Origin of the sequence: Pontixanthobacter sp. CEM42 (assembly GCF_017812015.1) — a bacterium.
In the GTDB taxonomy this organism is placed as follows: Bacteria; Pseudomonadota; Alphaproteobacteria; order Sphingomonadales; family Sphingomonadaceae; genus Pontixanthobacter.
This window is the reverse complement of the sequence record NZ_JADQTN010000001.1, coordinates 1,957,720-1,981,982: the sequence shown is the minus strand read 5'-3', so window position 1 is coordinate 1,981,982 and position 24,263 is coordinate 1,957,720. Positions and strand designations below refer to the sequence as shown.

Below are 24,263 nucleotides of genomic sequence, written 5' to 3'. Positions count from 1 at the left end.
ACTGGGACAAATTGCGTCCCGCAACAGGGACTTTTATCATGGATATTTCCGCCAATCGTGCGGCGAAGCTATCGGCTGTCTTGCTGATTGTTACCGTCGTCACGCAGATCATTTACTTCGCAATCTCCTCAGGTGGAGGGACACCTCCACGCATGATTATCTGGACGACTGAGGCTGTCGTCTTCCTCGGTCTGTCGGTTCTCGCGCTCGTCACCTTGGCGCGCCAATTGGGCAATGCAGCCGCTTGGGCTGCGCTCGCAGTCGGCGGCACGTTGAACGTTATCCAGGTCGGAATGGGGCTGGCAATGTTCGGCCCTCTCAAAGAAGCTGGCGAGGCAATGGCTCCGGCATTTGATGCTGTGCTTGCTGGAGCGTTTTTCCTCTATTTCGCCGGTAAGTTTGCGTTCGGCTTCGCTGGCATAGTGCTCGGTGCGGTTCTGCTCCGCGGTACTGGTGCGGCCAAAGCAGTGGGCGGACTCGCAATATTGAGCGGCATTGCCGCATTGCTGACCAACCTGCTCGGCATGGCAAAGGGCATGGGCGACGAGAACGTAATTCTTCTCTCTGCAGGCGCCGCTGGAACTGCGGCTACGCTATTGCTTGCACTGGCTATCCTGATGTCCAAGTCAGACGCCGAAGCCTAATCTGCTCGTTGCAAAATAAGAAAGGCGGTGGGGGTCGCACTCCACCGCCTTTCCGTTTCAGGCTTCGCCGGTTTTAACCAATGGGCATTAGAATTCGCCAGCGATACCCGCTTTGACTGCGGTGTTTTTACCGCCGCCATAGGTGGCCCCCAATGTGATCGCGAAATCACCTTCGAAGCGGTGCGTTACACCGGCCGAGAATCCGACATGTCCGCGAAAATAGGACACGTTGGATGCATAGCTGGTCTTACCCGCTTCGCTTGGGAAGTGTGGCTGTGCCATCGCGGCGACTGCGGCGATGCTCTGGCGCAGATCCTTGCTTTGCACGGCCGCCAGATCGAACAGTTCGGTCACTTGACCCTCCAGATTGCCGACCCGCGTATCGAGCGCGCTGAACTGCGCGTCGGTTACCGCGGATAGAGCTGGAACCGCCACGCCAACGCTTGTGGTGTTGCTGACATTCGCTGTGGTTCGTGTGCCTGCTGCGGGGGCGAACTCTGGGGGAAGCTCGGTAACGGTGGCTTCTTCCCCCAGTGCCGCGACTTGAACCGGTTGGGCTGCGGTGGTCAGTTCCTGCGGTCCTGCGGCGGCAAGAGCCGGTGTCGCTGCAGCCTCCACATCACCCGGTGCCTGTTGCGCGTTAGTTGGTGCGGCCAGGCCCGATGGTACAATCCGTTCGACAATCGACTGACCAGTGAGACCTTCAGGAGCTGCACTAATCGGAGCATTCGATACCAATGCGGGACCGCCATCGGTGCTTGTTTGGGCAAAGTTACCTGGTGCTGGTGCAGCGGCTACAGTTGGGGCCGATGACGGAGCGATCGCCATCATCGTGTTGGTCGTTGCCGCTGTTGTTTGCGAGTCGCTGGGTGCGGTCGACATTGCTGCCGGTGGCGGCGCTGAGCCAATTGGTGTGTTCACGACGCCTAGATTACCCGCGCTATCGACGGTGACGTAGAATGTATCGCCCGACTGGATATTGTTCGAGGCGATCTGCGGCAGTCCAGGCAGCGTATAAGTATGGCTCGCCGTGCCCAGCACGATTTGGTTCGCCCGCGTGGCCATTGCCGCGTTACCTATGGCAACCGAATTGTCGAAGCCTGCCCGAGCAAAGGAGCCCAAGGCAACGCTGAGACTGCCGGTCGCTCTGGCATCATAACCGAACGCATTTGAGCGCGTACCGCTCGAAATCGAACGGGGCCCGATGGCCGATGATTGCAAGCCTGAACTGTCGGCCTTGAACCCGACTGCGATTGCGTTTGTACCGGACGCTTCGCTCAGCGAACCAACCGCAGTGGCATCAGTCGCAGTAGCCTCGGCAAGGAAGCCAAGCGCTGTGGCGCGTGTTTCGGTCGCTGTCGCCAGACCGCCAAGTGAAAGTGCGTTGGCACCTTCTGCTTTAGCCAGACGGCCGAGCGCGGTTGAACCGTCACCGGATGCTTCGGCCAAGCGGCCTAGAGCAACACCGTCGGAACCACTGGCCGCGGCTTCCGTACCTAGTGCAACGGCGTTGAGGCCGGTTGCTGCGCTATCTTGACCAACGGCTACTGTGCCATCGGCACTTGCCAGCGCACCTGCGGTATCCAGATCCGATCCGTCACCGCCAATGGCGATGGAACCTGCGCCCGCTGCTTCGGATGCATAGCCTAGCGCGGCAGAGCGGCTGCCCGAAGAGATTGCGTCGGAACCGAGAGCAACGGCCTGTAGGCCCGATGCTTCCGACCGGAAACCGGCCGACAGTGAAGCAACGCCGGATGCATCGGCGAATGAACCAAGCGCGGCTGCATCACGGCCAGTGGCCTGCGTGAAGAAGCCTAAGCCAACTCCGCGCGTACCCTCTGCGTTGGACAGCTCACCAAGTGCCAGGGCGCTTTCACCGCTGGCGCTGGAATCAGTGCCGATGGCGACCGCGTCGACCCCGCTGGCGAGCGCGCCGACGGTATTGGGATCGGTTCCGTCACTGCCAATGGCTATCGAGCCGTCGGCACTACCTGACGCATTACCGCCAACTGCAATTGAACGCTCGGCAGCGGCGCTGGCCAGCCCGCCAATCGCAACGCTCATGTCGCCAGCGGCGTCTGCTGCGTTACCAAAGGCTGCAGCGCGCAAGCCCGGTGCTAGTGCACCAGACCCCACAGCTGTGGCTTGCAGGCCAGAGCTTTCCGACCGGAAGCCAACTGCCACGGCCTCTGTTCCCGACGCATCTGCGTGCGAACCAAGAGCCGAAGAATCGCGCCCGGTCGCTTGCGTGAAGAAGCCAAGACCAACGCCTCGATCACCCGTGGCATTGGCCAGTTCACCCAGCGCCATCGCGCTTTCACCGCTGGCATTACTGTCAGTACCAAATGCAATGGCATCAATACCGTCTGCGGTTGCGCCTGTATCACCTGCATCTGTGCCATCTCCGCCAATCGCAATGCCGCGTGTACCGCTGACCGTTGCTTCTTCGCCGAATGCCATACCGCCGCTTGCGGTGACGTGTGCATCTGTGCCTAGCGCGATTGTGTTGAAAGCGCGCGCTTCCGCGTTGTTGCCGATCGCAATCGCGTTGGTTGACTGAGCTTGCGTCAGGCGGCCGATCGCGATGGATTCTGCGCCGCGGGCTGCAGATTGCGCCCCGATGCCGATCGCGCGGTCCCCCGATGCTCCGGCAAACTGACCAAGTGCCAGAGAACCGGAATTTCTCGCAGCTGCCCCAACACCAAGTGCTGTCGCACCCGTTGCCAGCGCTTGTGACGAAGCACCAATCGAAACAGTGTCGTTCGCTAGTCCGTTTGAATTGCTACCAATCGCAATCGCCCGGTCGCCGGTGGTGGTGGAAATTTGCCCCAAAGCAACACTGCCATTGCCGCCGCCTGCTGCTTCTCGCCCGATTGCCACCGTACCTTGGCCCGTCGCCGCTGTAGCCGGACGGCTTGCGTTTAGTCCGTCGCCGCCAATTGCGATTGATCCGGATTGCGTCGCAGTGGTGGCCTCACCAATGGCGATAGCATCGGTTCCAGTTGCGTTAGCCGCCGCGCCGGTCGAGTTGATCGAGACATAATCATTGCCAGCACCTGCGATGGCGGCATTGAGTTGGGCGACATTGACCGCGTCAGTATTTTGCGTACCCGCGGCGACGTTGACGATTTGCCGTGTGGCGGTGGCGCTACCAACCGAGATGGTGTCGTCGCGATCTGCGACAGAGTCCGACCCGAGCGCGACCGAACGTTCGGCGGATGCATTAGCGCGCGTGCCCAAAGCGGTCGAGAGCGTTCCGGTGCTGACCGAGTTTGAACCGACCGCTGTACTGAGTGACCCGACAGTCACATTGAAGTTCGACAGGAAACCGATTGAGGTTGAGTTGAAGCCGCTTGCATTGGCGCGCTGACCTAGCGCGGTGCCTTGCGTTCCGGCGGTGGCTGATGAACCCACTGCAACGGCATTGGAGGACGTAGTCCTTGCCGAACCACCTATGGCAACGCTGTTGCCGAATGAAGGTGTGGCGTCATTGCGCGCAGCTACGCCAATAGCGACGCTGTTCGGTGCGCTGCTGTTCGATACATTGCCTATGGCGATCGAGCTTGCGCCAGATGCTGCCGAGTTGCCGCCAAAGGCGAGGCTGCCAGCGCCCGCTGCATTGGCGAAGGCACCAAAGCTGAGCGCATTGGATGCCGAAGCGATTGATCCGCGGCCGATCGCCACTGCATCGCCTTGCGATGCGTTTGCTTGCCGGCCCATCGAGATAGCGCCAGTTGCGGTGGCCTGCGCATCAGTGCCGACGGCGATTGAAGCTACACCCGTTGCATCGGCGTTTTGACCGATTGCGGTTGCCTCGCTTCCGCTGGCAACTGCGAGCCGTCCAAAAGCAGACGCAAAGTTGCTTGCCGTGGCGCCCGAACCAACGGCGGTTGCATCGGAACCTGTCGCGGCTGAATCAGCACCCACTGCTGTCGAATCTGCCCCCGTCGCGGCGCTGGCCAGACCGATGGCTACCGATCCGTCTGTTGTGGCCGTCGAACTTTCGCCAATCGCCACAGCATCATCGCCCGTTGCGCTCGCGGCTGTGCCGGTGCTGTTGATATCGACATAGTCGTTACCGCCGCCTGCTCCGGCGATAGCGGTGTTGAGTTGGCCCAGTGTGACCGCGTCATTGTCATCTGTGGCGTCCGCAACATTGACGATACGACGCGTGATGCCGTCACCTGCGCCGACAGATGTTTCTTCGCGGCCGACCGAAACGGTAAATGTTTCGTCGGCGGTAGAATCCGCACCGAGCGCCACGCTGCTAATCCCGCTTGCCGATGCTGATATGCCAAGCGCGACGGCCCGGCCGGCGCTGGCTTGGGCGCTCGAACCGAAAGCTGCAGCGCCACCACCACTACCTATCGAACCAGCGCCTATTGCGACCGCGTTGCCGCCGGAAGCATTTGCGTTCGTACCGATAGCAACAGTGGCTGTGCTGCTCGCTCGCGTTCGGAAACCAATAGCAATTCCACCATTGCCCGTTGCTGATGCAGACGGGCCGATGGCGGTGGCTGCGGTGTTAGTTGCCGAAGCAGATTGCCCTAAAGCGGTACTGATCGATCCTGAAGCAGTTGCACCAATGCCGACTGCTGTTGAGCTTCCACCCGTGGCGTTTGTGTTGGCTCCAATTGCTGTCGCGCTACCACCGGTTGCGGTTGCATTCGTTCCACAGGCTAATGAGTTATCGTCGCCATTGCTTTCGGCGTTGGCGAAACCGTCTATGATCCCGTCATCGTCTGTATCGAGCACGCAGTCCTCTGCCTGCGCTTCGGTAGGCGCCATTGCCAAGTTGGCCACAGCAAACGCGGCCGCGCCGGCGCTCAGGAGATATGCGGATTTTGATTTGGTGAAGCGGATCATAACGGTGCCCTCATTGGTTAATGATTCTTAACTAAGGGGCGGACTATCATTGCGCGGCGGGTGGCTGTATCGCCCAAACGGGTGATTGCGGGGGAGGCTGAAATCCGATTGACTGGACCGAATCGGTCGCAGATTTTCGAAATGTTCAGACACTATGAAAAGCACAATTCCACAGGATAATCAGAGAGATATTCCGCGTCTCACGGCGTGGCAACTGACCAGCTACGGCTTGCTGACCATGCCGCTGGCGATGGCCGGGCTGGCGCTGCTCACTTACCTGCCCACATTTTACGCGATTGATATGGGTCTCGGGCTGGGAGTCGTCGGCGCGATTTTTCTGGGCGGGCGTATCTTGGATATTCTGACCGATCCGCTGATCGGCAATCTCAGTGACCGCACACGCAGCCGTTTCGGTCCGCGTAAGCCGTGGATGGCGGCTGGAATTATCGGTTTTTGTGTTGCCTTGTGGTTTCTGCTTGTTCCTCCGGGCGATATCGGGCCAGCCTATCTGATAATTGTCGGGGCGGTATTCTTCATCTCGCTGACGATGCTGGATGTGCCCTATTCTTCCACTGGGTTGGAGATATCGCCCTATGTCGATGAGCGCTCTCGATTGGCGAGTTCCAAGGCAGGCTTTCAAGTGGCCGGTGCAATGCTCGCGGGAACGATGCCGTTACTGCTGGCGACCAGCGCATCAGGCTCACTGCCCGCGATTGCGATGATCGCGATTGGTTTGGCGGCGCTGGGCTTCTTGTTATTCGTCATTTTCGTGCCAAGCCGTGACCGTGTCGACCAGCGGTCCAGCATGGGGATTGGCGCGTCACTCAAAACCATCTTGGCGGAGAGCCGGTACAAATATCTGCTCGGGCCATTCTTCATCGTCCAGACCGCCAATGCGTTGTTCAGTGGGCTGATCCTTTTATACGTCACCTTCATCGTGAAAGCGCCCGATCTGATCGGGATATTTGTTGGTCTGCTGTTCCTATCGACCGCGCTGTTCTTGCCTCTATGGCTCGCGATTGCGCGCCGGGTGGGTAAGGCAAAATGCTGGCAGGCAGGGATCATGATCAGCATGGTTGCCTTGTTGGCATTACCGCTATTCGGCGAGGGCGATGTGGTGGCGATCTGTATCATCTTCGCGGTGATCGGCGGTACTTTTGGCTGCGATGCAGTGATGCCAACATCTCTGCTCGCCGACATTGCGTCCGATCATGAAAGTGACACGGGAGACCGGCTGTCGGGTGTGTATTTGTCGGTCAAGAACGCGGTATCGAAATGCGCCTTCGCCGCACCTATGGGAATTGCGTTTCCGGTTCTCGGTTATCTGGAGTTCGAGAAGAGCGGGACGCATGATCCGGTTACAATGCTGACCTTTATGGGGTTTTTCGCTTTGATCCCGGTCGCGCTAAAATGCGTGGCGATCGTAATCATGCGGCGCGGCCCGGACTTCCATATTGCGCAGGCTTCGTGATACGCCCCAGGTAATGGATCAGCCCGAACTCCTTGAATCTGAAGATCTTGCGCTGCTGCGTATGGAACAAGCGCGGCTGCTGAAAGAGCGCGCTTGGGGATCCAGTGTATTGGTTGAATTTATCGTCGTGTACACGGCGGTGATCATGGCGCTGGTCAATTCGCGAGTGATCGCAGCGGTGTGGTTCGCGCTGGGTACGACAATGGTGGTGGTTGCCTATTTCTTCGGCAAGTTCGCCGCGCGGGAGGGAATTACAAAGGAAAATGTCAGCGGCTTTTTGCGCGGGCACCGGATCGTTTCGGCAGTTACTGGCCTAGTCTGGGGCGGCTTCGCGATTTACCAGATTGACTATGCGTCAGAGCTGACGATCTTCCTCGGCTGCCTGACGGTGTTCAGCATTACTATCGGCGGCTTGCTGCCGAGCTCTGCCTATCGCGCGACCTATATCGCATTGGCCAGCACCTCGCTGCCACCGCTCGGTTTTTATATTGCTTTCACTGCACCGGGCGGCCTCGCGCTGCTGGGGATGGGTGTGATCGTCTATTATCTGTTCGCAATGTTTATCAGCGCGCGAGTGGAAATTGATACGCGGGAGACGATTGCAGCGCGTAACGCACGAACGCTCAACGAAAAGATCGTCACTCAGAACCGGCTTTATCTGCAAGCGAGTGAAGAGAAGTCGCGCTTTCTCGCCGCGACCAGTCACGACCTGTCGCAGCCACTCCAATCGCAAGGTTTTTTCATGAAGGCGCTGCGCGACATGCTGGAGACACAATCGCAGCATGACATGCTCGACAAGGTCGAGGAATCGTGGCGTGCGCAAAAGGATTTGCTGCAGGGCATAGTGGATGTCTCGCGGATCGATAGCGGGGCAATTGTCCCGCGTATTGTCCCGGTGAAACTGGCAGAGGAATGCCACAAGCTGGTCGATGAATTTACGTCAAACGAGCGCAGCCCGCCGTTGGATAAGGTCCAGTTCGACGATGTCGAGGTTGAAACCGATCCGCTGCTACTTGCGCGTATCCTGCGCAATCTGCTCTCCAATGCGCGCAAGTTCACCCCGCAAGATGGCCATGTTAGTTTCTATGCCGAACGGGTCGGACAGATCGCCCGGATCACGATCAGCGATAGCGGACAAGGAATTTCACAAGAGGATCAGGACCGGATCTTCGACGAATATGTCCGCGTCGGCGGGGAAGGTGCCACACCCGGTCTCGGTCTCGGCCTGTCGATTGTTCAGCGCCTTTGCGAATTGCTCGATATCGGTATCGATCTGCGATCCGCACCGGGCGAGGGAACTACCTTCTATCTTTCCGTGCCGCTCGCTGGCGCTAAGGCTGAAGGACCGGCTGCTATCGCAAATGACGGTGACCCTTTCGATGGGGCTCCGCTAGTGGTTCTCGTCGATGATGAGCCTGCGGTCACTGAAGCGATGGCAGCAGTACTGACCTCATGGAAATGCCAAGTCATCTCGGCGAGCAGTTCCAAACAAGCGCTGGAGATTGTTGCACTGACCGAAAGCGATCCGGCGCTGCTTCTGATCGACAAGCGGCTTGGGCCCGATGATGACGGTGTTGATCTGATTGCGGCCATTCGTGAGGAATGTAATGCGCAGATCCCGGCTATTCTGATGAGCGGTAATCTCGGCAATCTGGCGGGCTACAATGAAGGCGATGCCATCATTTACCTCAACAAGCCGATTGAGCCCGGTGACCTTCAGGTGGCGATGCAAGATATGTTGCAGAACGCGCATCCCGCGAACGCATAGACACTCAAATCAGAGAATGCCGAGGGCTTGGGCAGCCCGAACTGACGCAGTGCGCTTGTTGACTTTCAGCAATTCGAAAATCTGCTTGATGTGAGTCTTCACCGTGTTCTCGCTGATCGACAGTGTCCGCGCGATTTCCTTGTTTGTTGCACCGTTGGAAATCAGCGTGAGAATCTCAATCTGCCGCGTGGTCAGAACCGGCACTTCCGATCCGTCCTCGTAGATATCTGCAACATCACCGAAATTGCCGTCAGCACCGCCGTCACCATCCGGAGCATAATGCGGAAAATAAGTGCCTCCTTGCAGCACCGTTTCAATCGCTTCGACCAGCTCCGCATCGTCCGATGATTTGTGCACGAAGCCCTGTGCATTGAGCTGGCGCATTTCGGCCAGCGGCGGCGACGTGTTGATCCCGGAAATCATCAATACCGGTACATCATGCCGCCCGCGCAGAGCCGCAATGAAAGCGAGGCCGTTCATGCTGTTCATCATCAAATCGCAGATCACCAGATCAAACCGCGATCCATTATCCAGTGCTTTCAAGAGATCGACTGGTGTATCGAATGGCTCGACGCTGCAATCGTGCTCGATCCGCTCAAGCAGGAGCGAGAATCCCATCAGGAACAACCGATGATCATCGACCAGCGCGATGGACATCGTGCCAGCCTTCGGAGGCTCCGACCGGTCGGTTGTGATTGTATTCAAGCGGAGGTCCCCATCTCACACTACGGGCCGATCCATTCAGCCGGACCCATTGCAGTCTCTTTTGCGGATGGGCGGCGATTGTCAATGGTGGCCGTACAGACGCCGAATGACTGTACGGGATTGTGAAGGAGTTCTCGCACACGCTTCTGTCGGACCGATTGAGCGGTTTGTCGGGTGACGATAGCGCTGGAGCGCCGCATCTGCTGGATACGCAATCAAGGGAAATGGGGTCTAGAAAGAGGATTGTCTGATGGACAAGTATATGAGCGCACATCGCGCCGCACAGATCGTGACCGTAGCGCTGATCGCGACTGTGGTGACCCAGATTTTGTATATGGCGACACTCGGCGGTCCGCAGCCTGCTGATCCTGCGGCGGGCCTGACTAACGCCGACATCGCGCGCTATTTCACTGACCGGTGGAGCGAAGTTGCAATAGTGTGGACGACTGAAGCCGTGGCCTTTGCTGCGATCGCATTGGGCGGTTTGATCGCAATGGTGCGTGGCGGCGGTAGCCGTCTGGCGTGGGCCGCAATTGCTTTGGCTGGCATGTTCAACCTCGTCCAAATCGGCATCGGGTTGTCGCTGTTCAAACCTGTCGCACTGGCGGGCGAAGAACATACCTGGATGTTCTGGTTGGTCGTGGGCGGGGCGTTTTGGTTTTACTTCCTTGCCAAGGTATTTGTCGGTCTCGCGGCGATCGGCTTTGGCTTGTCATTGCTCAAGACGAATAAGGCGATGGCGGCAAAGGTTGTATCCGGAATTGCTATGCTGGCCGGGCTCGCTGCTGTGCTGATCAATGTGGGTGCACTCGGCGCGGGAATGAGCCTGATCTTCCCCGCAGGTGCTGCCGGAACAGTGGCGACTGTGTTCGCCGCGATTGCCGGCTTGATGGCGGCAAAACGCAGCGAGAGTTAATAGTCACAGATGTGGTGCGAGCCAAAATCACTCCTCAGTGATGCAAATATGACAACGTTGACATATGGCAGATCTTATCGTCATATAGTGGCGTGATGGGAGACGAATTGTGCGTGTGACGGCAGCGAAAAATTTGCTTGGCAAGAGCGCTTGTGCGGCGGCACTTGCATTGATGATCGGTTGCGGCGGTGGTGGCAGTGCATCCACCGGTAGTGTCTCGGTAACGCCCGCCCCTACTCCCACGCCGACGCCTACCCCTACCCCTACCCCAACGCCCACACCCACGCCAACACCGACCCAGACCACATCCGCCTCGCGGTTGACGCAAGCAGATGCGCGGATTGGTGCATGTGTAAATATGGCCAATCATCTGGAAGCCGACCCGACCGAAGGAAGCTGGGGCCGTGCGATTAATGACACCGACTTCGCCGATATCGCAGCAGCCGGATTTGAGACTATCCGCTTGCCCGTCCGCTGGTCGAACCATGCCGCTGACACGCCGCCATATACGGTGAACGCAGGGTGGATGACGCGGGTCGAGCAGGTCGTGGGGCAAGCGCGCGCTGCTGGTCTCCGGGTGATTCTCAACGATCACCACTATGATGCGATGTTCCAAAACCCCGATGCGGAGAAAGATCGATTCACTGCGATCTGGAAACAGATTGCAGAGCGGTTTAGCGGTGCAGATGACATGGTTTGGTTCGAGCTGATGAACGAGCCGCATAACCAAGTCACTGATGCCAATCTTCTGTCGATCCTGGAACCTGCGCTGGCCGAAGTACGCGCGACCAATCCGACGCGGCCCGTCGTTATCGGTGGGCGCGACTACAGCGGCATCAATTCCTTGGCGAGCTTGCCGCTACCAAATGATCCCTATCTGATCGCCACATTCCACTTCTACGACCCGTTTAGCTTCACCCATCAGGGTGCGCCGTGGGTAGGAAACCCGCCGCCGCTTGGCACCACTTATGGCTCGGCAGCCAATCAGCAAGAGCTGGAAGGCGCGGTCCAGAAAGCACGCGATTTTATGGCAGCGACCGGACGGCCGGTGTTCATGGGCGAATATGGCGCATATGATGTCATCCCGATGGACCAGCGGGTCAGCTATTACAGCGCAGTAAGCACTGCTTTCCGGACTGCGGACATTGATGGCTGCGTGTGGGGGTATACCAACAGCTTTGAGTTCCGCGCGGCCAACGGCACCTGGCACGCAGATCTGCTTGCAGCGATCGGGCTTTAGCCGCGCGGCCCGCGCTCGGCCGAACACATCAGTGACGATGAATAGGGCTGGAGCAAAGCTTCTGCACGGCGCCATTCGCCATGGAGCCACAGCTCTTGCGCCTTTGGATCAGCGGGTAAGATAGCGGGCATCCGGTCGCGACCTTCGCGGCGCAATGCCGCATTGGCTTCGCATGTGAGCAGAGCAAAGCTGGGCACTTCGCTGTCCTTCCATACACCGGCAATCGCAAAGACCGGTTGATCGCTCGGCGCGAACCACAATTGTTTACGGCGGCCCTGAGCATCGACACTGCTACTCCATTCCATAAACGAGGTTGCGGGGATCAGGCAGCGGAACTCGCTATTGCGCAGATTGCCGATCCAGAACGGACTATGCGGATTGCGCACGGTCAGAACGGCGTTGCGCCCGTCATATTGAACGCTGGGTGGAGGCGGTACGCCCCACACGCGCGGAGTGACCCGCCGCTTGCCGCGCTTGCGCAGCGGCCCGGGTATCAGTTCGCGCCCCGCGGTGATTATCGGAGCGAAACTGGCAGGCGCAATGTGGCCGCCAGACCACGGATCATCACCCTGTATGGCACCGAAGATCTCGGCAATTGTCGCGGCGTTAGCGTCAAGACGGAAGAGGTGAGTCATGCCTAGTTGCTGTGCATTGACCCACCTGCCGAGGCAATATGCTCCGCGCCGTTATCCGGCCTCCCGCGGCTTGATCAGAACCCGAACGTAGCCGAGACGGTGCCGCCGACTTTGCCGTCACCGGTATTGCCGCTGACCCCAGCCGAGACATAGACCTTTTCGTCAAGCCGACCGGTCAGTGAACCGGCAAAGCCTTGCTGACCGCCATAGGTCGATGCCGCTACGGTCATAGAGATGCCTGAGTCCGGGACGATCTTGCCCTGACCCAGCGCCATTGCTGCCGCGATACCGCCATTGGCCGAGCGTTCAACATCACCAAGTTGGAAAGTCAGCGCATCAACGCGGTTTTCCAATGTAGTCACGCGGCCGGAGAGCGCTCCGAATTGCGCGTCAGTAACCGCCGATATTGCCGGTGCGGTGATGCCCACGCTAGTGGTGTTGCTGATGTTGGCGGCTGTGCGGGTGCCCGCTGCCGGAGCGAATTCGGGCGGGAGCTCGGTAACGATAGTGTCTTCGCCCAGTGTCGCAACTTGTACAGGCCGCGCAGCAGTTGTGGAAGCAAAGGCTGCCATTAGCAGCGAAACTGATGAAATCAGAGCATTGTTGAGTGAGGCGCAAGAACATTTAGATGCAATTCGCCAGGATCGACAAACGGCTTCGGAGCTGTTGTTCGACGTGCCGGCCGGAGAGCTTCCGCCGGAAATCAGCAAACGGCAAGGACTCAAAATTTTGGCGGCGGAGGCACTCAAGAAACCGCGTATCGAACGGTCGCTCGACGATTTTAGAGCTTTAGTTAGTGCAGCCCATATTGATGAGGACTGGGATGCCATGGAGGAAAGAGCATCTGCTTTGCTCTACCTGTTTGGAGCAGAAGCAACAGATGAGATTCTGAGTGAAGCGCTCATTAGTCGTGTTGTAGCGCTCGGTCGACAAGGCAAAATTGAAGAGGCTGCGAAGATTTGCGACGAGATTATCGATAAGTTTGACGGTGTGAATACCGATAGTATTACGGTTCATGTTGTATGGGCTCTTTACAATAGAGGTGTCGCATATGGTAAAACTAATGAAACCGAGAAGGCTATTGCGACCTATCAATCGGTTGTAGATCGATACCGGGCGGCAGCAGTTCCCGCTTACGATCGTCCCATTGTTCAGTCTTTGATAAACCTCAGCGCACGTCTGGGCATGCAGGAGAGATACAAGGAGGCAGTTGAACGTTTGGAATTGGCGGAACAGATAATTGATGGGAGCCAAAATGAGAAAATTCAGGAAATTAGAGAAGTGGCGCTATTTAACAGAGCTTCTCTACTGGCAAAAATGAATAAGGTCACAGAAGCCGTAGTTGCGTTGGCTCGCTATCGAGAATTCGCAGGATCGTTGGATTGCGAGAAAATCCGCGAAAGCTCTGATTTTGATACAATCCGCCACCGCCCGACGTTCCGCAAATTCCTCAAAGACAATGGCTGCGATCCGGATGCTAAGCCGGACGACAATCCCGATCCAGAACCCGCCGCTGGACCCGACTCAGATTAACCCCTAACACTCTCGCATCCCCGGGGAGCGTTGCCCCCGCATCTTGGATGCGGCTGAAAAAATACGCTGAGAGGCAGAATGGCATTCTGCGACCCGTTGAACCTGAACCGACTAATTTCGGCGGAGGGAGCGGGTTGTTGGCACTCCGACATCCGTTCTCCGTCTATTGGCCGTACATTTGGAGAATACGCGCATGGCTGACATCAACTCACACATCGAAATCGGCGTAACCACTGGCCCCATTCGCGGCAGCCGCAAGGTCCATGTGCCGTCGCCGGGCAACAAAGATGTGAAAGTCGCGATGCGCGAGATCGAGCTGGAGCCGACCAGCGGCGAGCCTCCGGTGCGCGTCTATGATACCTCTGGCCCGTACTCCGATCCGGCGGCGCAGATCGACATCAATAAGGGCCTGCCGCAACTCCGCCGTGAGTGGATCACGGGCCGCGGTGATGTCGAAGAATATGATGCGCGTGAAGTAAAGCCGGAAGATAACGGGCAGCTTGGCCCCGACCGCAGCGGCGGCGTGCCCGAATATCCCAACGTGATCAAAAAGCCCCTCCGCGCCAAGGCCGGTCAGAACGTCAGCCAGATGCACTACGCCCGCAAAGGCATCATCACGCCCGAGATGGAATATGTCGCCACGCGCGAAAATATCGGCCGCGAGATCGCTCGTTCTGCCCCGTCGGGCGGTGAAAGCTACGGCGCTGCGATCCCCAAATTCGTCACGCCTGAATTCGTCCGCGATGAAGTCGCCCGTGGTCGCGCGATCATTCCCAACAACATCAACCACCCCGAAACCGAGCCGATGGCGATCGGGCGCAATTTCCTAGTCAAGATCAACGCCAATATCGGCAACAGCGCGGTCGCGTCAGACGTCGCTAGCGAAGTCGACAAGATGGTCTGGGCCACACGCTGGGGCGCGGATACGGTGATGGATCTCAGCACCGGCCGCAACATCCACGACACGCGCGAATGGATCATCCGCAACTCCTCCGTCCCCATCGGCACCGTGCCGATTTACCAGGCGTTAGAGAAAGTCGGCGGCGTCGCCGAAGACCTCACCTGGGAAATCTTCCGCGACACGTTGATCGAACAGGCCGAGCAGGGCGTCGACTATTTCACCATCCATGCCGGCGTGCGCCTGCCCTATGTCCCGATGGCCGCAAAACGCGTTACCGGCATCGTCAGCCGCGGCGGCAGCATCATGGCGAAATGGTGCCTCGCGCATCACAAAGAATCGTTCCTCTACGAACATTTCGACGACATCACCGAGATCATGAAGGCCTATGACATCGCCTATTCGCTGGGTGACGGCCTGCGCCCCGGCAGCATCGCCGACGCCAATGACGAGGCACAATTCGCCGAGCTCTACACGCTGGGCGAACTGACTCACTGCGCATGGAAAGAAGATGTGCAGGTGATGATCGAAGGGCCGGGCCACGTCCCGATGCACAAGATCAAAGAGAATATGGACAAGCAGCTGAGCGTTTGCGGTGAAGCGCCCTTCTACACCCTCGGCCCCTTGGTGACCGATATTGCGCCGGGTTACGACCACATCACCAGTGGCATCGGCGCGGCGCAAATCGGCTGGTACGGCACCGCAATGCTTTGCTATGTCACCCCGAAAGAGCACCTCGGCCTGCCCGACCGCGACGATGTGAAAGTAGGCGTGGTGACGTACAAGCTGGCCGCCCACGCAGCCGACCTCGCCAAAGGCCACCCCGCAGCCCAAGTCCGCGACGACGCGCTGTCAAAGGCCCGCTTCGAATTCCGCTGGCGCGACCAGTTCAACCTCTCGCTCGACCCCGAAACCGCCGAGGAATATCACGACCAAACGCTTCCGGCAGAGGGCGCAAAAACCGCGCACTTCTGCAGCATGTGCGGGCCCAAATTCTGCTCGATGCAGATCAGCCAAGAGGTGCGCGATTTCGCGGCAAAGCAGAACCAGTCCCCCGAAGGCTTTATCGCCAGCGAGAAACTGGGCGCGGATACCGCCGAAGCAAGCCGCAAGGCTGCTGAGGAAGGGATGCGGGAGATGTCCAAGGTCTATAAAGATAAGGGGCAGGAACTGTATTTGCCTGAGAGTGAAGTTGCGGAGGAGTGAGAAGGAAGCTACATCAATAGCGTAGTAGGCTTGGTTAAGTCAGATCGTCTTCGTCGCTCTCTGGAGGAAAGCCTCCTGCGGTCTGGAGCCAGCCTTCCGGCGTCTGCTCGTACAACTGGCCTTTTCCTATCCCGAGTCCCGTGCCTAACTGCATGAAGCACAAGCTGCACATGCACGCCCATGGTCCGCCTTCAATACTGCCGTCGATCATGAATTTCACTGAGTTGAAATCACGATGACATAAGTCGCAGTTTCGTAGGTCTCCACTCCAATGTAAGTTCTTTGAGACCATGACTGGATCGCGCTGTGCGGTGCACCACTGCTCGGCCTGTTCCAGTGGTATCTGCTCAGCCTCGGCCCGGGCATTCATGAAGCCCATATCCGCTTCCAGCAGACGCACAAAAGCGATTGTAAAGTCGCTGGTTTCCAAGAATTCTCCGAATTCCTTCGATGTGCGTTTCACATCTTCGATCGAGCGCCCGCGGAACCTGATTTCCACCGGCCGCCCGCCTTCCAGCCGGTTGATCGTGTATTTGAGACCCAACGCTTCCATCAGATCTGAATTGATCTTCCTGTCCTCACCGAAATGATGCATCATCATGTAGGAAGTGAGGTCGGAATCAAAGAATTCCTTGGTAACGGTCTCAAGCGTATCGCTCTGTCCGTTCCAACCTAATGATCCTACAAAGCGAGAAGCGCCGCCATCTACCGAGATGTCGAGGCCAGGCAGGAATTGAGGCGTACCGCACACGGCTGCTGCGATCGTCCTTACGATATCGTCATTGTTGAAGGCCTTAATTTCGACATTGTCGGCATCCGTGGCCAACGCCCAGTCCAGCGCATCATGGCAAGCTTGGCGCCAAGCCGGATTGTTGAAGAAGACGTTGTCGATGGCCGTCTTCACCTTGAGTATTTCCGGCTTTGAGGAAAGTGAGCAGGCTATGTCCAAGTGAAAGAAGGATTCGCCCTCATCTCCTAGAATGCCATCGATGATCTTTCGGTCGTCCAGCGTCTTGTCTACGAAGCGTCCGAAGCGGTGAATCTCAATATTCTCTTGGCCCGGGATCCACTGCCGAGCCTTTTCCGGATGGCTAATCTGGTATCCGCTTGATTTGATCTCTGTGCATGTGGATCGCTCGCTCGAACTGCTGTCCATTGCCTTGTCGGCGGCTTCCCCTAGCCTGTCCGACGGCTCGGACATGTCCTCGATCCAACACTCAAATTCTTCGATTTCCTCCGGTGAGAACCTCTGTTGAATCAGCGCGTTGAAGAATTCGAAAGGCCGACTGAGCAGCGCCACATACAAGATATGTTCCACCCCCCAAACGGGCTCGTTCAAAGGTATGCTTAGGATGACAAAATCCTCGATCCCATAAGACACTATCTGATTGGACAGCTTATCTATGGCTGCGACAGCAGCCTCGGACTTTTCGAATTCCCAAATGTGGTGCCTTCTGATTATCTCACGTTCTTCGACAGGCGGGAGTGGTGCCAAATCGGTCAGGCACTCGAGCTTATTGCTATCATCTAGTTCGATTTGCTTTGCCGAGATATCAAAGCTCGAATCGTGGAAAAACTCGGAATAAGGAGTCAAGAGTTCATGCCAATGGGTCGAGGCGACGATCAACCTGATCTCGGTATTATTAAGCAGATATTTTCTCTTTAGAAGAGTTGTATATTTATAAAGTTCAGTGATCGCTTCCCTGCTGGCGGCGTCACTGCGCTTTATCTCCACTATCACGTACTTTCCGGACTTATCTCGGCAGAACAAGTCGATGAAACCACGCGCACCTTGGTCGTTAGGTAAAAACTCCTCTGCCTTGACGACGGTCATGCCTGGTTCAATCATTCCCGGATTCTTGGCTAGGAAATCCCTAATTTCCGATTCAGGAATTGGAGCGGTGTTTTTCATTCTATTGTTCGTTCCTAAGGCAATGGATAGCGTTCGCCGGTACATGTTTAGCCTAGAATATGGCGTTGAAATACGGTTTAGTATACCTAATTGGCTGCGCCTATTGCCTTAGACCCCCGCCTGCGCGGGGTCGCTGCGTTCGCTATGCTTACTCCGTGCTTTCCTACACGCCCAAAATCTGCCTTATCCTGCCGGATAAGCAAGCACGACACATCCCTCACCTCCGCCACTCCCCCCAACCGCACCGAGTGCCGCGTCGTTCGTTCGGGGGCATGGACCCTCCCCAAACAAGCTGCATGCCTCCGCCAGCTATCCGCCACCCATTCGGTCACACAGGCAGCCATGTCGGTGTCTATGTCGCGGCAATCGGCCTATCGGCTCCGCTCCAAGCTGAAGGGGCAGGCGTTTGATCTTGCTTGGGAGGTTGCGTTTCATCATTCCTTCGATGTGCTCGCCCATGCGGCGCTCGACCGCGCGCTGAACGGGACGGAGATGCCGGTATTCTTTCAGGGCGAGCAGATCGGTTCCTATCGCAAGTTCGACGAGCGGCTGATGGTCGCGATGATGCGGATGACGACGTTTGGCGGCAATCCGGTGATGGGGCGGCTTGGTCCAGCAGCGGAGAAGCATGCGCGCGATTTCGAGGACTTGCTTGGCAAACTCGAAAGCGGAGAGACCGTCGAGACCGGCGCTCCTGCCCCCGATGATCCGGGCGAGTTGGAGACATTGCGCGGTTTCGGGTCGGGCAGGAGCGAAAATAAGGGCGCCTGTCCCTGTCCGTCCGCCTATTACGACGATGAATTAATCGCGGTATTACAAGAGGCTGAGCGTGATCGGCAAAAGTGACACGGTGTCACCTTCGTCCGGATTTTGTCTCGCACATGGTTCGCGTCTGCTTAGGCAGTCTCGCCCTCGGGCACTCGATTGGCCCAGATCAGAACCAGAATCATCACCACCGACAATCCCCATAAGGCTACTTTCGGGTTCACGGTCATAAAGTTCACGAACAGGGCGCCGTGGCTCAGCACGTAAATCCAGATCAGCATCAGGCCCCATGGCTTGCGCCAAATCTGGCCGATTGCGCCCACGCTGATCGTGACGCCCATAAACAGGATATATCCGAAATAGGTAAGCGGGGTGAAGCCGACCAGATTGGAGTCAGCCTCTGCAATGAAGCGTTTGGTGTCTGCGAGCGCTTCCACCGCCTCGCCGTCAAACAGCCACCAGCCTTCTGCTTGCCCGATCATCAGCAGGCTCACGCCAATCCTGATTAGGCCCGAGGCGAGAAACAAGAGGCAGATAACGATGGCGAGCTTGCGCTTCATGCTGTATTACTGAATTAACACAGTTGCTGTGTCAAGGCGGCCCTCCTGTCGTGGTACCCGGCCAGAGAGTGAAGCGATTGTTAGGAATGCGTGGCATCGCCGGTATTTTTGGCTAAACCGGAATGCATGACTGACCGTGCGCAATCGCGCCTATCCAGCGTGGTGAAGCCCGCTTTGCTGTTGGCACTGCTGGCCGCGGATCTGTTCTTTTGGACCGAGATCTATGCCGGGCGGGACCGCGGCTGGTCGGTAACGGTGATGCCGATCAAGTTCTGGCTGATGTATGTGGCGGTGTTCGCCGCCGCCTATATCCGGTTTGCACCGCCGCGATGGATGCTTGCGGTGGCTTTGGCTTTGTCGACGGCGGTTGTGCTGGGGGCGGGCGCGGTGTTGGGCGTTGCGATCAGCTTTTTCGATTTTGTGACGATGGTGGATGCGCGCAGTGCGCTGCCCGATATGTATGCGATGCATGGCGGTACGATTGCCTGGGCGAGCTTGCCGGCATTGCTGGCATTATTTGGCGTCGGGCTGGCGCCGCCAAAATCTCCGAAATGGCTCAATGCCAAGTTGGTCCAAACCGGATTGATCTTGTTGCCAATCGCCGCGTTTGGCTTGCTGACCAAGAATGTCCACGGGACGCAAGGTGCCGTGAAAGTCCACGCAGCGCCATGGCTGGGGCTCAGCTATGCTGTGCTTTACGGCTATGAAAGTGCGCAGGGCCATGTTGGAGAGCGCGAGGAGGTGTCATTGCAGCGCACCGGCGCTGCACCAGCGGGCGATATCGTATTGATCGTGGATGAGAGCGTGGCCGGGCCTTATCTCGATCTGATGAATCCCAATGGCGAGCGATCCGGTTTGCTCGATACTGGTCGATCTTGGGGTGTCGCCAATTTTGGCGTCGCCAGTTCGATGACCAATTGCAGCATGGGCACCAATGTTGGCTTGCGGTTTGGCGCGCAGCGCGATGACTTTCAGCGCAATATCGCGCTAGCTCCGTCGATCTGGGCCTATGCAAAGCAAGCGGACATGCGCACGATCTATATGTATGGCCAGCGCGGCGGGCGCTCCGAAAATTACATGACCGATGCCGAGAAGCTGGAGATCGACGAGGAAGTCTATTTCGAGGATATCGATGCGTCACTGCGCGATTTCTACATTGCAGACGCATTGGCGAAACGGCTGAACAATGCGGTCCCCGAGTTTATCCTGATCAACAAATATGGCGCCCATTTTCCGCTCAAAGACATCGTTCCGGTCGAAGGAGCTCGCGAACCTGATGCTGAAGGAGCAGCGATCATATCGGGCGCAATCCCGATGGGTGAAGAGGCGTCCGGACCGAATGGCTGGAGCGGCTATAAAGCAGCATATCGGCGGACAGTGTCCCGCTCGGTCGGTGGGTTCTTCGACCGATTATACGAAGGAGCTTCCGATGCCCCACTGCCGTTCACCATCGTGTATACATCGGACCATGGCCAGCAGTTTCATGAGCGCAAACGTCCCGGACTTCTCACCCACTGCCGTAAGAACGCGGTAATCGAGGAGGGCGCAGTCCCCCTTGCGGTCCTTGAGAGTGAACCCACCAACATCGATTGGCAGCAAGCGGCAAACACCAATATCGATAGCAAAAGCCACTTCCAGATATTCCCTAGCCTGCTGCGTTTGATGGGGTACCGCCCTGCCGATGTGCGCGGCAAATACGGGCCTGACCTGATCGACACTGACAAAGATCCGCTAACCTTTGCGAGCGAGATGTATATCCACTTTGGTTCGGAACCGTTGTGGCACAAGATTGAACCGTCCTGCCTGATTCTGCCAGGTGACGATCGCGATGTGCTGAGCGATCCGGCTTGCAAACATATTGCCGCGGACTAGCGAGCTTAGCGACAATAGCGGCTCAATTGATGTCGCTATCATCCAATCAAAACCTAGAATGCAATAAGTACTATCTTCCTATTGAAACAATGGAAGGTGATGATCGTGAGTGATGATAGCAACGGATCTGGTGAAAGTAATTCTAAGGGATTGCTGGATATTCTAGAAAATAGTCTGCTCGATTGCAGTTGGATCAAAATTCCTGCGCTCGAGGCGTTCTTTGCGCATCTGCAGGAGGATGAGCAGCAGATGATCGCGCTATTCGACTTTATCAAAGATCCATCGAATCCTCCCGCTGATCCGGCGGAAGGCAGCATCGAGTTCGGTTTCATCCTCTATTGGATACACAATCCGCCGTCCGAACTGACCGATCTGCTTGCCGATCATAAATTGCTGCAAGAGGTCTTCCATTGCTTCCAGCAAATGGCGCCACCGACCAAGATCACCACATGTGAGTATGATGCGGTACTGGCTGCAATTGGTGATGGCGGTGTTGGGTGGACCGATGGCACGATGATCGGCCTCGGGAAGTATGAGCAGCTCGATTATCGCTGGGTTATCTCGGCGATCAACTATGCCGTCAATCTGGCGTTCCCCCATCTGGTTGAGGATTTCCGTACCGGGTCGCAGCCGCACTTGCCGGCCGCAATTGCCATCAATCCAGATAGCACGAGTACCGCGAAAACGCTTTCGCTCGGTATCGTCGGCGATTGGGGAACCGGCAAATATTATGAGACCAACGGCGAAGTATGTCCTGCGATCCGCGTGCTAGGCGATATGACCAGCACCGCAGCACCTGCAATGGATCGTGTCATCCATCTGGGCGATGCCTATTATGCCGGGACCGGTGCATTGCGCGCGCCCGCAAATGAGGAAGGCGAGAACTTCACCGATCTGTGGCCGCAGGAATGGGCAAGCAAGAGCTACACGCTCAATTCCAATCACGAGATGTATGGCGCAGCGGAGGGGTATTACAAAACCGCGCTAGACCAGAGTGGCAAGTTCGGACTGCAGGACAAGCTTAGCTATTTTGCGATGACCTATGGCAAATGGCTCATTCTCGGGCTCGATTCCGCTTATTATTCGGATCAGGGCAATGCCACGGCGGAGAAGCCGCACCACTTTTATATGGAAGGCGCTATCGGGTCACCGGCCTACACCAAGCAGATCGATTGGGTATCGCAGTTTAAGGGGCATGACGGGCCGATTATGGTTATGACCCACCATACGGCTTGCGATCTGACAGGGGCGAACACCAATTTGCTATACACCCAAGTGACCGATGCGCTCGGCATTGCGCCTTCGGTTTGGTATTGGGGGCACCTGCATAACGGGATTGCCTATAACAAACTCAATACGGCGAACCGCCAGCGGATCAGCATCACCAAGGGCCGTTGCTGCGGGCACGGATCTATTCCATTTGGCCACGCATGGGGACTGGAAAACAGTTCGGGCCAGCCGATTGGCAATGTCGATTATTTCGCCAATACGCCCGATCCCAAAGCGCCCAATGGCGACCCGTCAAATGGTGCGCGAACGCGGGTCAAGAATGGCTATGCAGTGGTCGAACTGAGAGCAGATGGCGGTTATACGGAGAGCTTCTACGAGGTCGACAACAGTGCAGCGGTGTGGTCGGCGACTTGGAGTGAGAACCAGATCATTCACGGATAGCGATATCTTTCTTGCTTGAGCGAAAATTGTCGTTTCTTTACAAACTGGTGCGATGGAGATCGTGCTAGCTGCCCCTCATTGGACGTAAACTAATGGGGATCACGAAATGAGTATCGTATTGGCAGCTAGTCTGGTGGCGTTGCAGGGCGTCACGCTGGTCGAAGGACCGCAGGCGGATTCATCGGGACTGGCAGCGGAATATGGTAGCGGCGTCTGCCGGATCAGCGTATTTGGCAAAGATAACGATGGCGAGCGTATCCGCGCGGAAGTTTCCAACCGCTTGCGCGATGGCAATCTGGCGCTTCGGATGACGGGACCGTTCGTCAGCAAATTTCGTGGCGAAGACAATGAGACCAACCATCCCATGACCGTGAAGTTTGATAGTGGCACAAGCGCTCCATCGCGTTCGGGCGGCTACAATACCGGCAGTTTCCGCGAATATGTCTGGGGCGGCTGGGGCGCTGGTGAGGCTTCCGATGTGATGTATGAAGGCTTTGCGGACGCCAGCTCTTTCACAGTCGAGATTGATGGCAATAGCTACGGCCCCTTCACATGGGAGGGCAAAGGCGCCGTCTACAATGCGATGGAAAAATGCTCTGACGACAATAGCTGATTGGCACACAGGGAAGCGTGGATAGGAGCGTGACTTTGATTTCTCGGTTGGTTCGTCTGTTGCTCGTGCCGTTGATCTTTGGCGGAGCTATGCTGTCGTCTGGCAGTGCCGTAGCGCAGGATAAGAAGGCGCAATGGTGGTCAAATCTCGAAGCATGTAGTTTCGAGAACCAACCGCCATGTCACAAAGCAGTCGAACTGGCGGCAGGACTGTTTGGACGGACTGACCGTGATGTCGCAACGACCTGGATGAAGGTCTGTATGGCGGGTGACTCGGACCGTTGCGAGATCGGCTATCGGCGCTTCCGCACAACCAGTTTTGAAGAAGACGGGCGTCCGATCTCTCATATGTTCGCGCGGATATCCTGCTTTGCCGGCATGTATGATCTGTGCCGTCCGTGGGATGATTTCGAAACAACCGATCCGGGTAAGCGCGCTTTGGTCATGGCCGATGTGTGCTTGCAGGGCGCGTCACCAAATACATGCTGGCAAGCGCTGGGTTACTACCGGAACCAGAAGGGTTACCACAACGCGATCACCTATGATCTATCGCGCACTTTGTGCGAGCGTTACGGTGCCGGGTCCGCCTGCCGGGCTTGGGCGGAGGCGTTGGAGGCCAATTGGGATCATCGCCGAGCATACAAATTCCACAAGATGTCGTGCGAGTCCGGTTTGCAGGAAAGCTGCCCAGATGCCGCACGACTGAAACGCCGCGTCGACTACGAAAACCGCCAGGCACAGGCAAAGCTGGAGGCTGACTTGCGTCGGCAAGCCGCTGCGCAGCGCACAACCACTTGGCGCACTCAAGCGAATAACAATGGATATACGTCGACGACCGGCCAGATGCGTACGCCGACGACGCCGTTCGGTAGCAGCTCGCGTGATGTTGAGAACTGGCGTCGCTACGAGCGCAATTTGTGTTTGGGCAATCCGGTCAACAAATATTGCTAGGCGCCGCATTGGTCCCGTGGCGAAGCGGCCAGCCAGTC

The 24,263-nt window shown here is 57.2% G+C and carries 18 protein-coding genes and 1 riboswitch; of the genes, 12 read left to right on the top strand and 6 right to left on the bottom strand.

Annotated elements, in window-relative coordinates:
- Positions 1-38 precede the first annotated feature (38 nt).
- Positions 39-644 carry a hypothetical protein gene (locus J9777_RS09405; protein ID WP_209348441.1) on the top strand — a complete coding sequence of 202 codons (606 nt, stop codon included), beginning with the start codon at positions 39-41 and terminating at the stop codon, positions 642-644.
- A gap of 87 nt (positions 645-731) precedes the next feature.
- On the opposite strand, the gene J9777_RS09400 is transcribed toward J9777_RS09405, so the two are convergent.
- Positions 732-5,510, bottom strand: coding sequence for a hypothetical protein (locus J9777_RS09400; RefSeq protein WP_209348440.1), 4,779 nt, complete (start codon positions 5,508-5,510; stop codon positions 732-734).
- 154 nt (positions 5,511-5,664) lie between these two features.
- Between J9777_RS09400 and J9777_RS09395 the strand changes: the two genes are divergently transcribed.
- Both J9777_RS09395 and J9777_RS09390 read left to right on the top strand, forming a co-directional pair.
- The gene (locus J9777_RS09395; RefSeq protein ID WP_209348439.1) at positions 5,665-6,981 is read left to right on the top strand and encodes an MFS transporter; all 1,317 of its coding nucleotides are present in this window, start codon (positions 5,665-5,667) and stop codon (positions 6,979-6,981) included.
- 13 nt (positions 6,982-6,994) lie between these two features.
- Entirely contained in the window at positions 6,995-8,749 is a 1,755-nt protein-coding gene (locus J9777_RS09390; RefSeq protein WP_209348438.1) for a hybrid sensor histidine kinase/response regulator, read from the top strand.
- 9 nt (positions 8,750-8,758) lie between these two features.
- Here J9777_RS09390 and J9777_RS09385 read toward each other — a convergent pair whose 3' ends face one another.
- Complete coding sequence (locus J9777_RS09385; RefSeq protein ID WP_209348437.1) at positions 8,759-9,454, bottom strand: response regulator transcription factor; 696 nt, start codon at positions 9,452-9,454, stop codon at positions 8,759-8,761.
- 262 nt (positions 9,455-9,716) lie between these two features.
- On the opposite strand from J9777_RS09385, the gene J9777_RS09380 reads away from it, so the two are divergent.
- Positions 9,717-10,370 carry a hypothetical protein gene (locus J9777_RS09380; RefSeq protein ID WP_209348436.1) on the top strand — a complete coding sequence of 218 codons (654 nt, stop codon included), beginning with the start codon at positions 9,717-9,719 and terminating at the stop codon, positions 10,368-10,370.
- A gap of 109 nt (positions 10,371-10,479) precedes the next feature.
- Positions 10,480-11,610: a glycoside hydrolase family 5 protein gene (locus J9777_RS09375; protein WP_209348435.1), complete on the top strand. Its 1,131-nt coding sequence runs from the start codon at positions 10,480-10,482 to the stop codon at positions 11,608-11,610.
- On the opposite strand, the gene J9777_RS09370 is transcribed toward J9777_RS09375, so the two are convergent.
- Both J9777_RS09370 and J9777_RS09365 read right to left on the bottom strand, forming a co-directional pair.
- The gene (locus J9777_RS09370; RefSeq protein ID WP_209348434.1) at positions 11,607-12,245 is read right to left on the bottom strand and encodes an SOS response-associated peptidase family protein; all 639 of its coding nucleotides are present in this window, start codon (positions 12,243-12,245) and stop codon (positions 11,607-11,609) included. The two genes, J9777_RS09375 and J9777_RS09370, sit on opposite strands and share 4 nt — an antisense overlap.
- A 74-nt stretch (positions 12,246-12,319) precedes the next feature.
- Entirely contained in the window at positions 12,320-12,817 is a 498-nt protein-coding gene (locus tag J9777_RS09365; RefSeq protein WP_209348433.1) for a YadA-like family protein, read from the bottom strand.
- On the opposite strand from J9777_RS09365, the gene J9777_RS09360 reads away from it, so the two are divergent.
- Positions 12,798-13,778, top strand: a complete 981-nt coding sequence (locus J9777_RS09360) for a tetratricopeptide repeat protein (RefSeq protein ID WP_209348432.1) — start codon at positions 12,798-12,800, stop codon at positions 13,776-13,778. The genes J9777_RS09365 and J9777_RS09360 overlap by 20 nt on opposite strands.
- A gap of 11 nt (positions 13,779-13,789) precedes the next feature.
- Positions 13,790-13,925, top strand: a riboswitch (TPP riboswitch).
- Between the two features lie 46 nt (positions 13,926-13,971).
- Positions 13,972-15,882 carry a phosphomethylpyrimidine synthase ThiC gene (gene thiC, locus J9777_RS09355; RefSeq protein WP_209348431.1) on the top strand — a complete coding sequence of 637 codons (1,911 nt, stop codon included), beginning with the start codon at positions 13,972-13,974 and terminating at the stop codon, positions 15,880-15,882.
- 34 nt (positions 15,883-15,916) lie between these two features.
- Here thiC and J9777_RS09350 read toward each other — a convergent pair whose 3' ends face one another.
- Complete coding sequence (locus tag J9777_RS09350) at positions 15,917-17,794, bottom strand: endonuclease NucS domain-containing protein (protein WP_209348430.1); 1,878 nt, start codon at positions 17,792-17,794, stop codon at positions 15,917-15,919.
- A 354-nt stretch (positions 17,795-18,148) separates the two neighbouring features.
- Here J9777_RS09350 and J9777_RS09345 point away from each other — a divergent pair, with 354 nt between their 5' ends.
- Complete coding sequence (locus J9777_RS09345) at positions 18,149-18,640, top strand: hypothetical protein (RefSeq protein ID WP_209348429.1); 492 nt, start codon at positions 18,149-18,151, stop codon at positions 18,638-18,640.
- 50 nt (positions 18,641-18,690) lie between these two features.
- Here J9777_RS09345 and J9777_RS09340 read toward each other — a convergent pair whose 3' ends face one another.
- Entirely contained in the window at positions 18,691-19,119 is a 429-nt protein-coding gene (locus J9777_RS09340; RefSeq protein ID WP_209348428.1) for a hypothetical protein, read from the bottom strand.
- A 126-nt stretch (positions 19,120-19,245) separates the two neighbouring features.
- On the opposite strand from J9777_RS09340, the gene J9777_RS09335 reads away from it, so the two are divergent.
- The 4 genes from J9777_RS09335 (at position 19,246) to J9777_RS09320 (ending at position 24,225) form a co-directional block, all read left to right on the top strand.
- Positions 19,246-20,991 (top strand): hypothetical protein, encoded by a 1,746-nt coding sequence (locus tag J9777_RS09335; protein WP_209348427.1) that lies wholly within the window; start codon positions 19,246-19,248, stop codon positions 20,989-20,991.
- A gap of 105 nt (positions 20,992-21,096) precedes the next feature.
- On the top strand, positions 21,097-22,662 hold the full coding sequence (locus tag J9777_RS09330; protein ID WP_209348426.1) for a hypothetical protein: 1,566 nt from the start codon (positions 21,097-21,099) through the stop codon (positions 22,660-22,662).
- Positions 22,663-22,768: 106 nt separating this feature from the next.
- Complete coding sequence (locus J9777_RS09325; protein ID WP_209348425.1) at positions 22,769-23,275, top strand: hypothetical protein; 507 nt, start codon at positions 22,769-22,771, stop codon at positions 23,273-23,275.
- A gap of 29 nt (positions 23,276-23,304) precedes the next feature.
- Positions 23,305-24,225 (top strand): hypothetical protein, encoded by a 921-nt coding sequence (locus tag J9777_RS09320; RefSeq protein WP_348631969.1) that lies wholly within the window; start codon positions 23,305-23,307, stop codon positions 24,223-24,225.
- The last annotated feature ends 38 nt before the right edge of the window (positions 24,226-24,263 follow it).

Bases quoted from the DNA above. Each gene is read 5' to 3' on its own strand.
- J9777_RS09405 (WP_209348441.1), top strand. From the start codon at position 39: ATGGATATTTCCGCCAATCGTGCGGCGAAGCTATCGGCTGTCTTGCTG.
- J9777_RS09400 (WP_209348440.1), bottom strand. From the start codon at position 5,510: ATGATCCGCTTCACCAAATCAAAATCCGCATATCTCCTGAGCGCCGGC.
- J9777_RS09395 (WP_209348439.1), top strand. From the start codon at position 5,665: ATGAAAAGCACAATTCCACAGGATAATCAGAGAGATATTCCGCGTCTC.
- J9777_RS09390 (WP_209348438.1), top strand. From the start codon at position 6,995: ATGGATCAGCCCGAACTCCTTGAATCTGAAGATCTTGCGCTGCTGCGT.
- J9777_RS09380 (WP_209348436.1), top strand. From the start codon at position 9,717: ATGAGCGCACATCGCGCCGCACAGATCGTGACCGTAGCGCTGATCGCG.
- J9777_RS09370 (WP_209348434.1), bottom strand. From the start codon at position 12,245: ATGACTCACCTCTTCCGTCTTGACGCTAACGCCGCGACAATTGCCGAG.
- J9777_RS09365 (WP_209348433.1), bottom strand. From the start codon at position 12,817: ATGGCAGCCTTTGCTTCCACAACTGCTGCGCGGCCTGTACAAGTTGCG.
- thiC (WP_209348431.1), top strand. From the start codon at position 13,972: ATGGCTGACATCAACTCACACATCGAAATCGGCGTAACCACTGGCCCC.
- J9777_RS09350 (WP_209348430.1), bottom strand. From the start codon at position 17,794: ATGAAAAACACCGCTCCAATTCCTGAATCGGAAATTAGGGATTTCCTA.
- J9777_RS09345 (WP_209348429.1), top strand. From the start codon at position 18,149: ATGTCGCGGCAATCGGCCTATCGGCTCCGCTCCAAGCTGAAGGGGCAG.
- J9777_RS09340 (WP_209348428.1), bottom strand. From the start codon at position 19,119: ATGAAGCGCAAGCTCGCCATCGTTATCTGCCTCTTGTTTCTCGCCTCG.
- J9777_RS09335 (WP_209348427.1), top strand. From the start codon at position 19,246: ATGACTGACCGTGCGCAATCGCGCCTATCCAGCGTGGTGAAGCCCGCT.
- J9777_RS09325 (WP_209348425.1), top strand. From the start codon at position 22,769: ATGAGTATCGTATTGGCAGCTAGTCTGGTGGCGTTGCAGGGCGTCACG.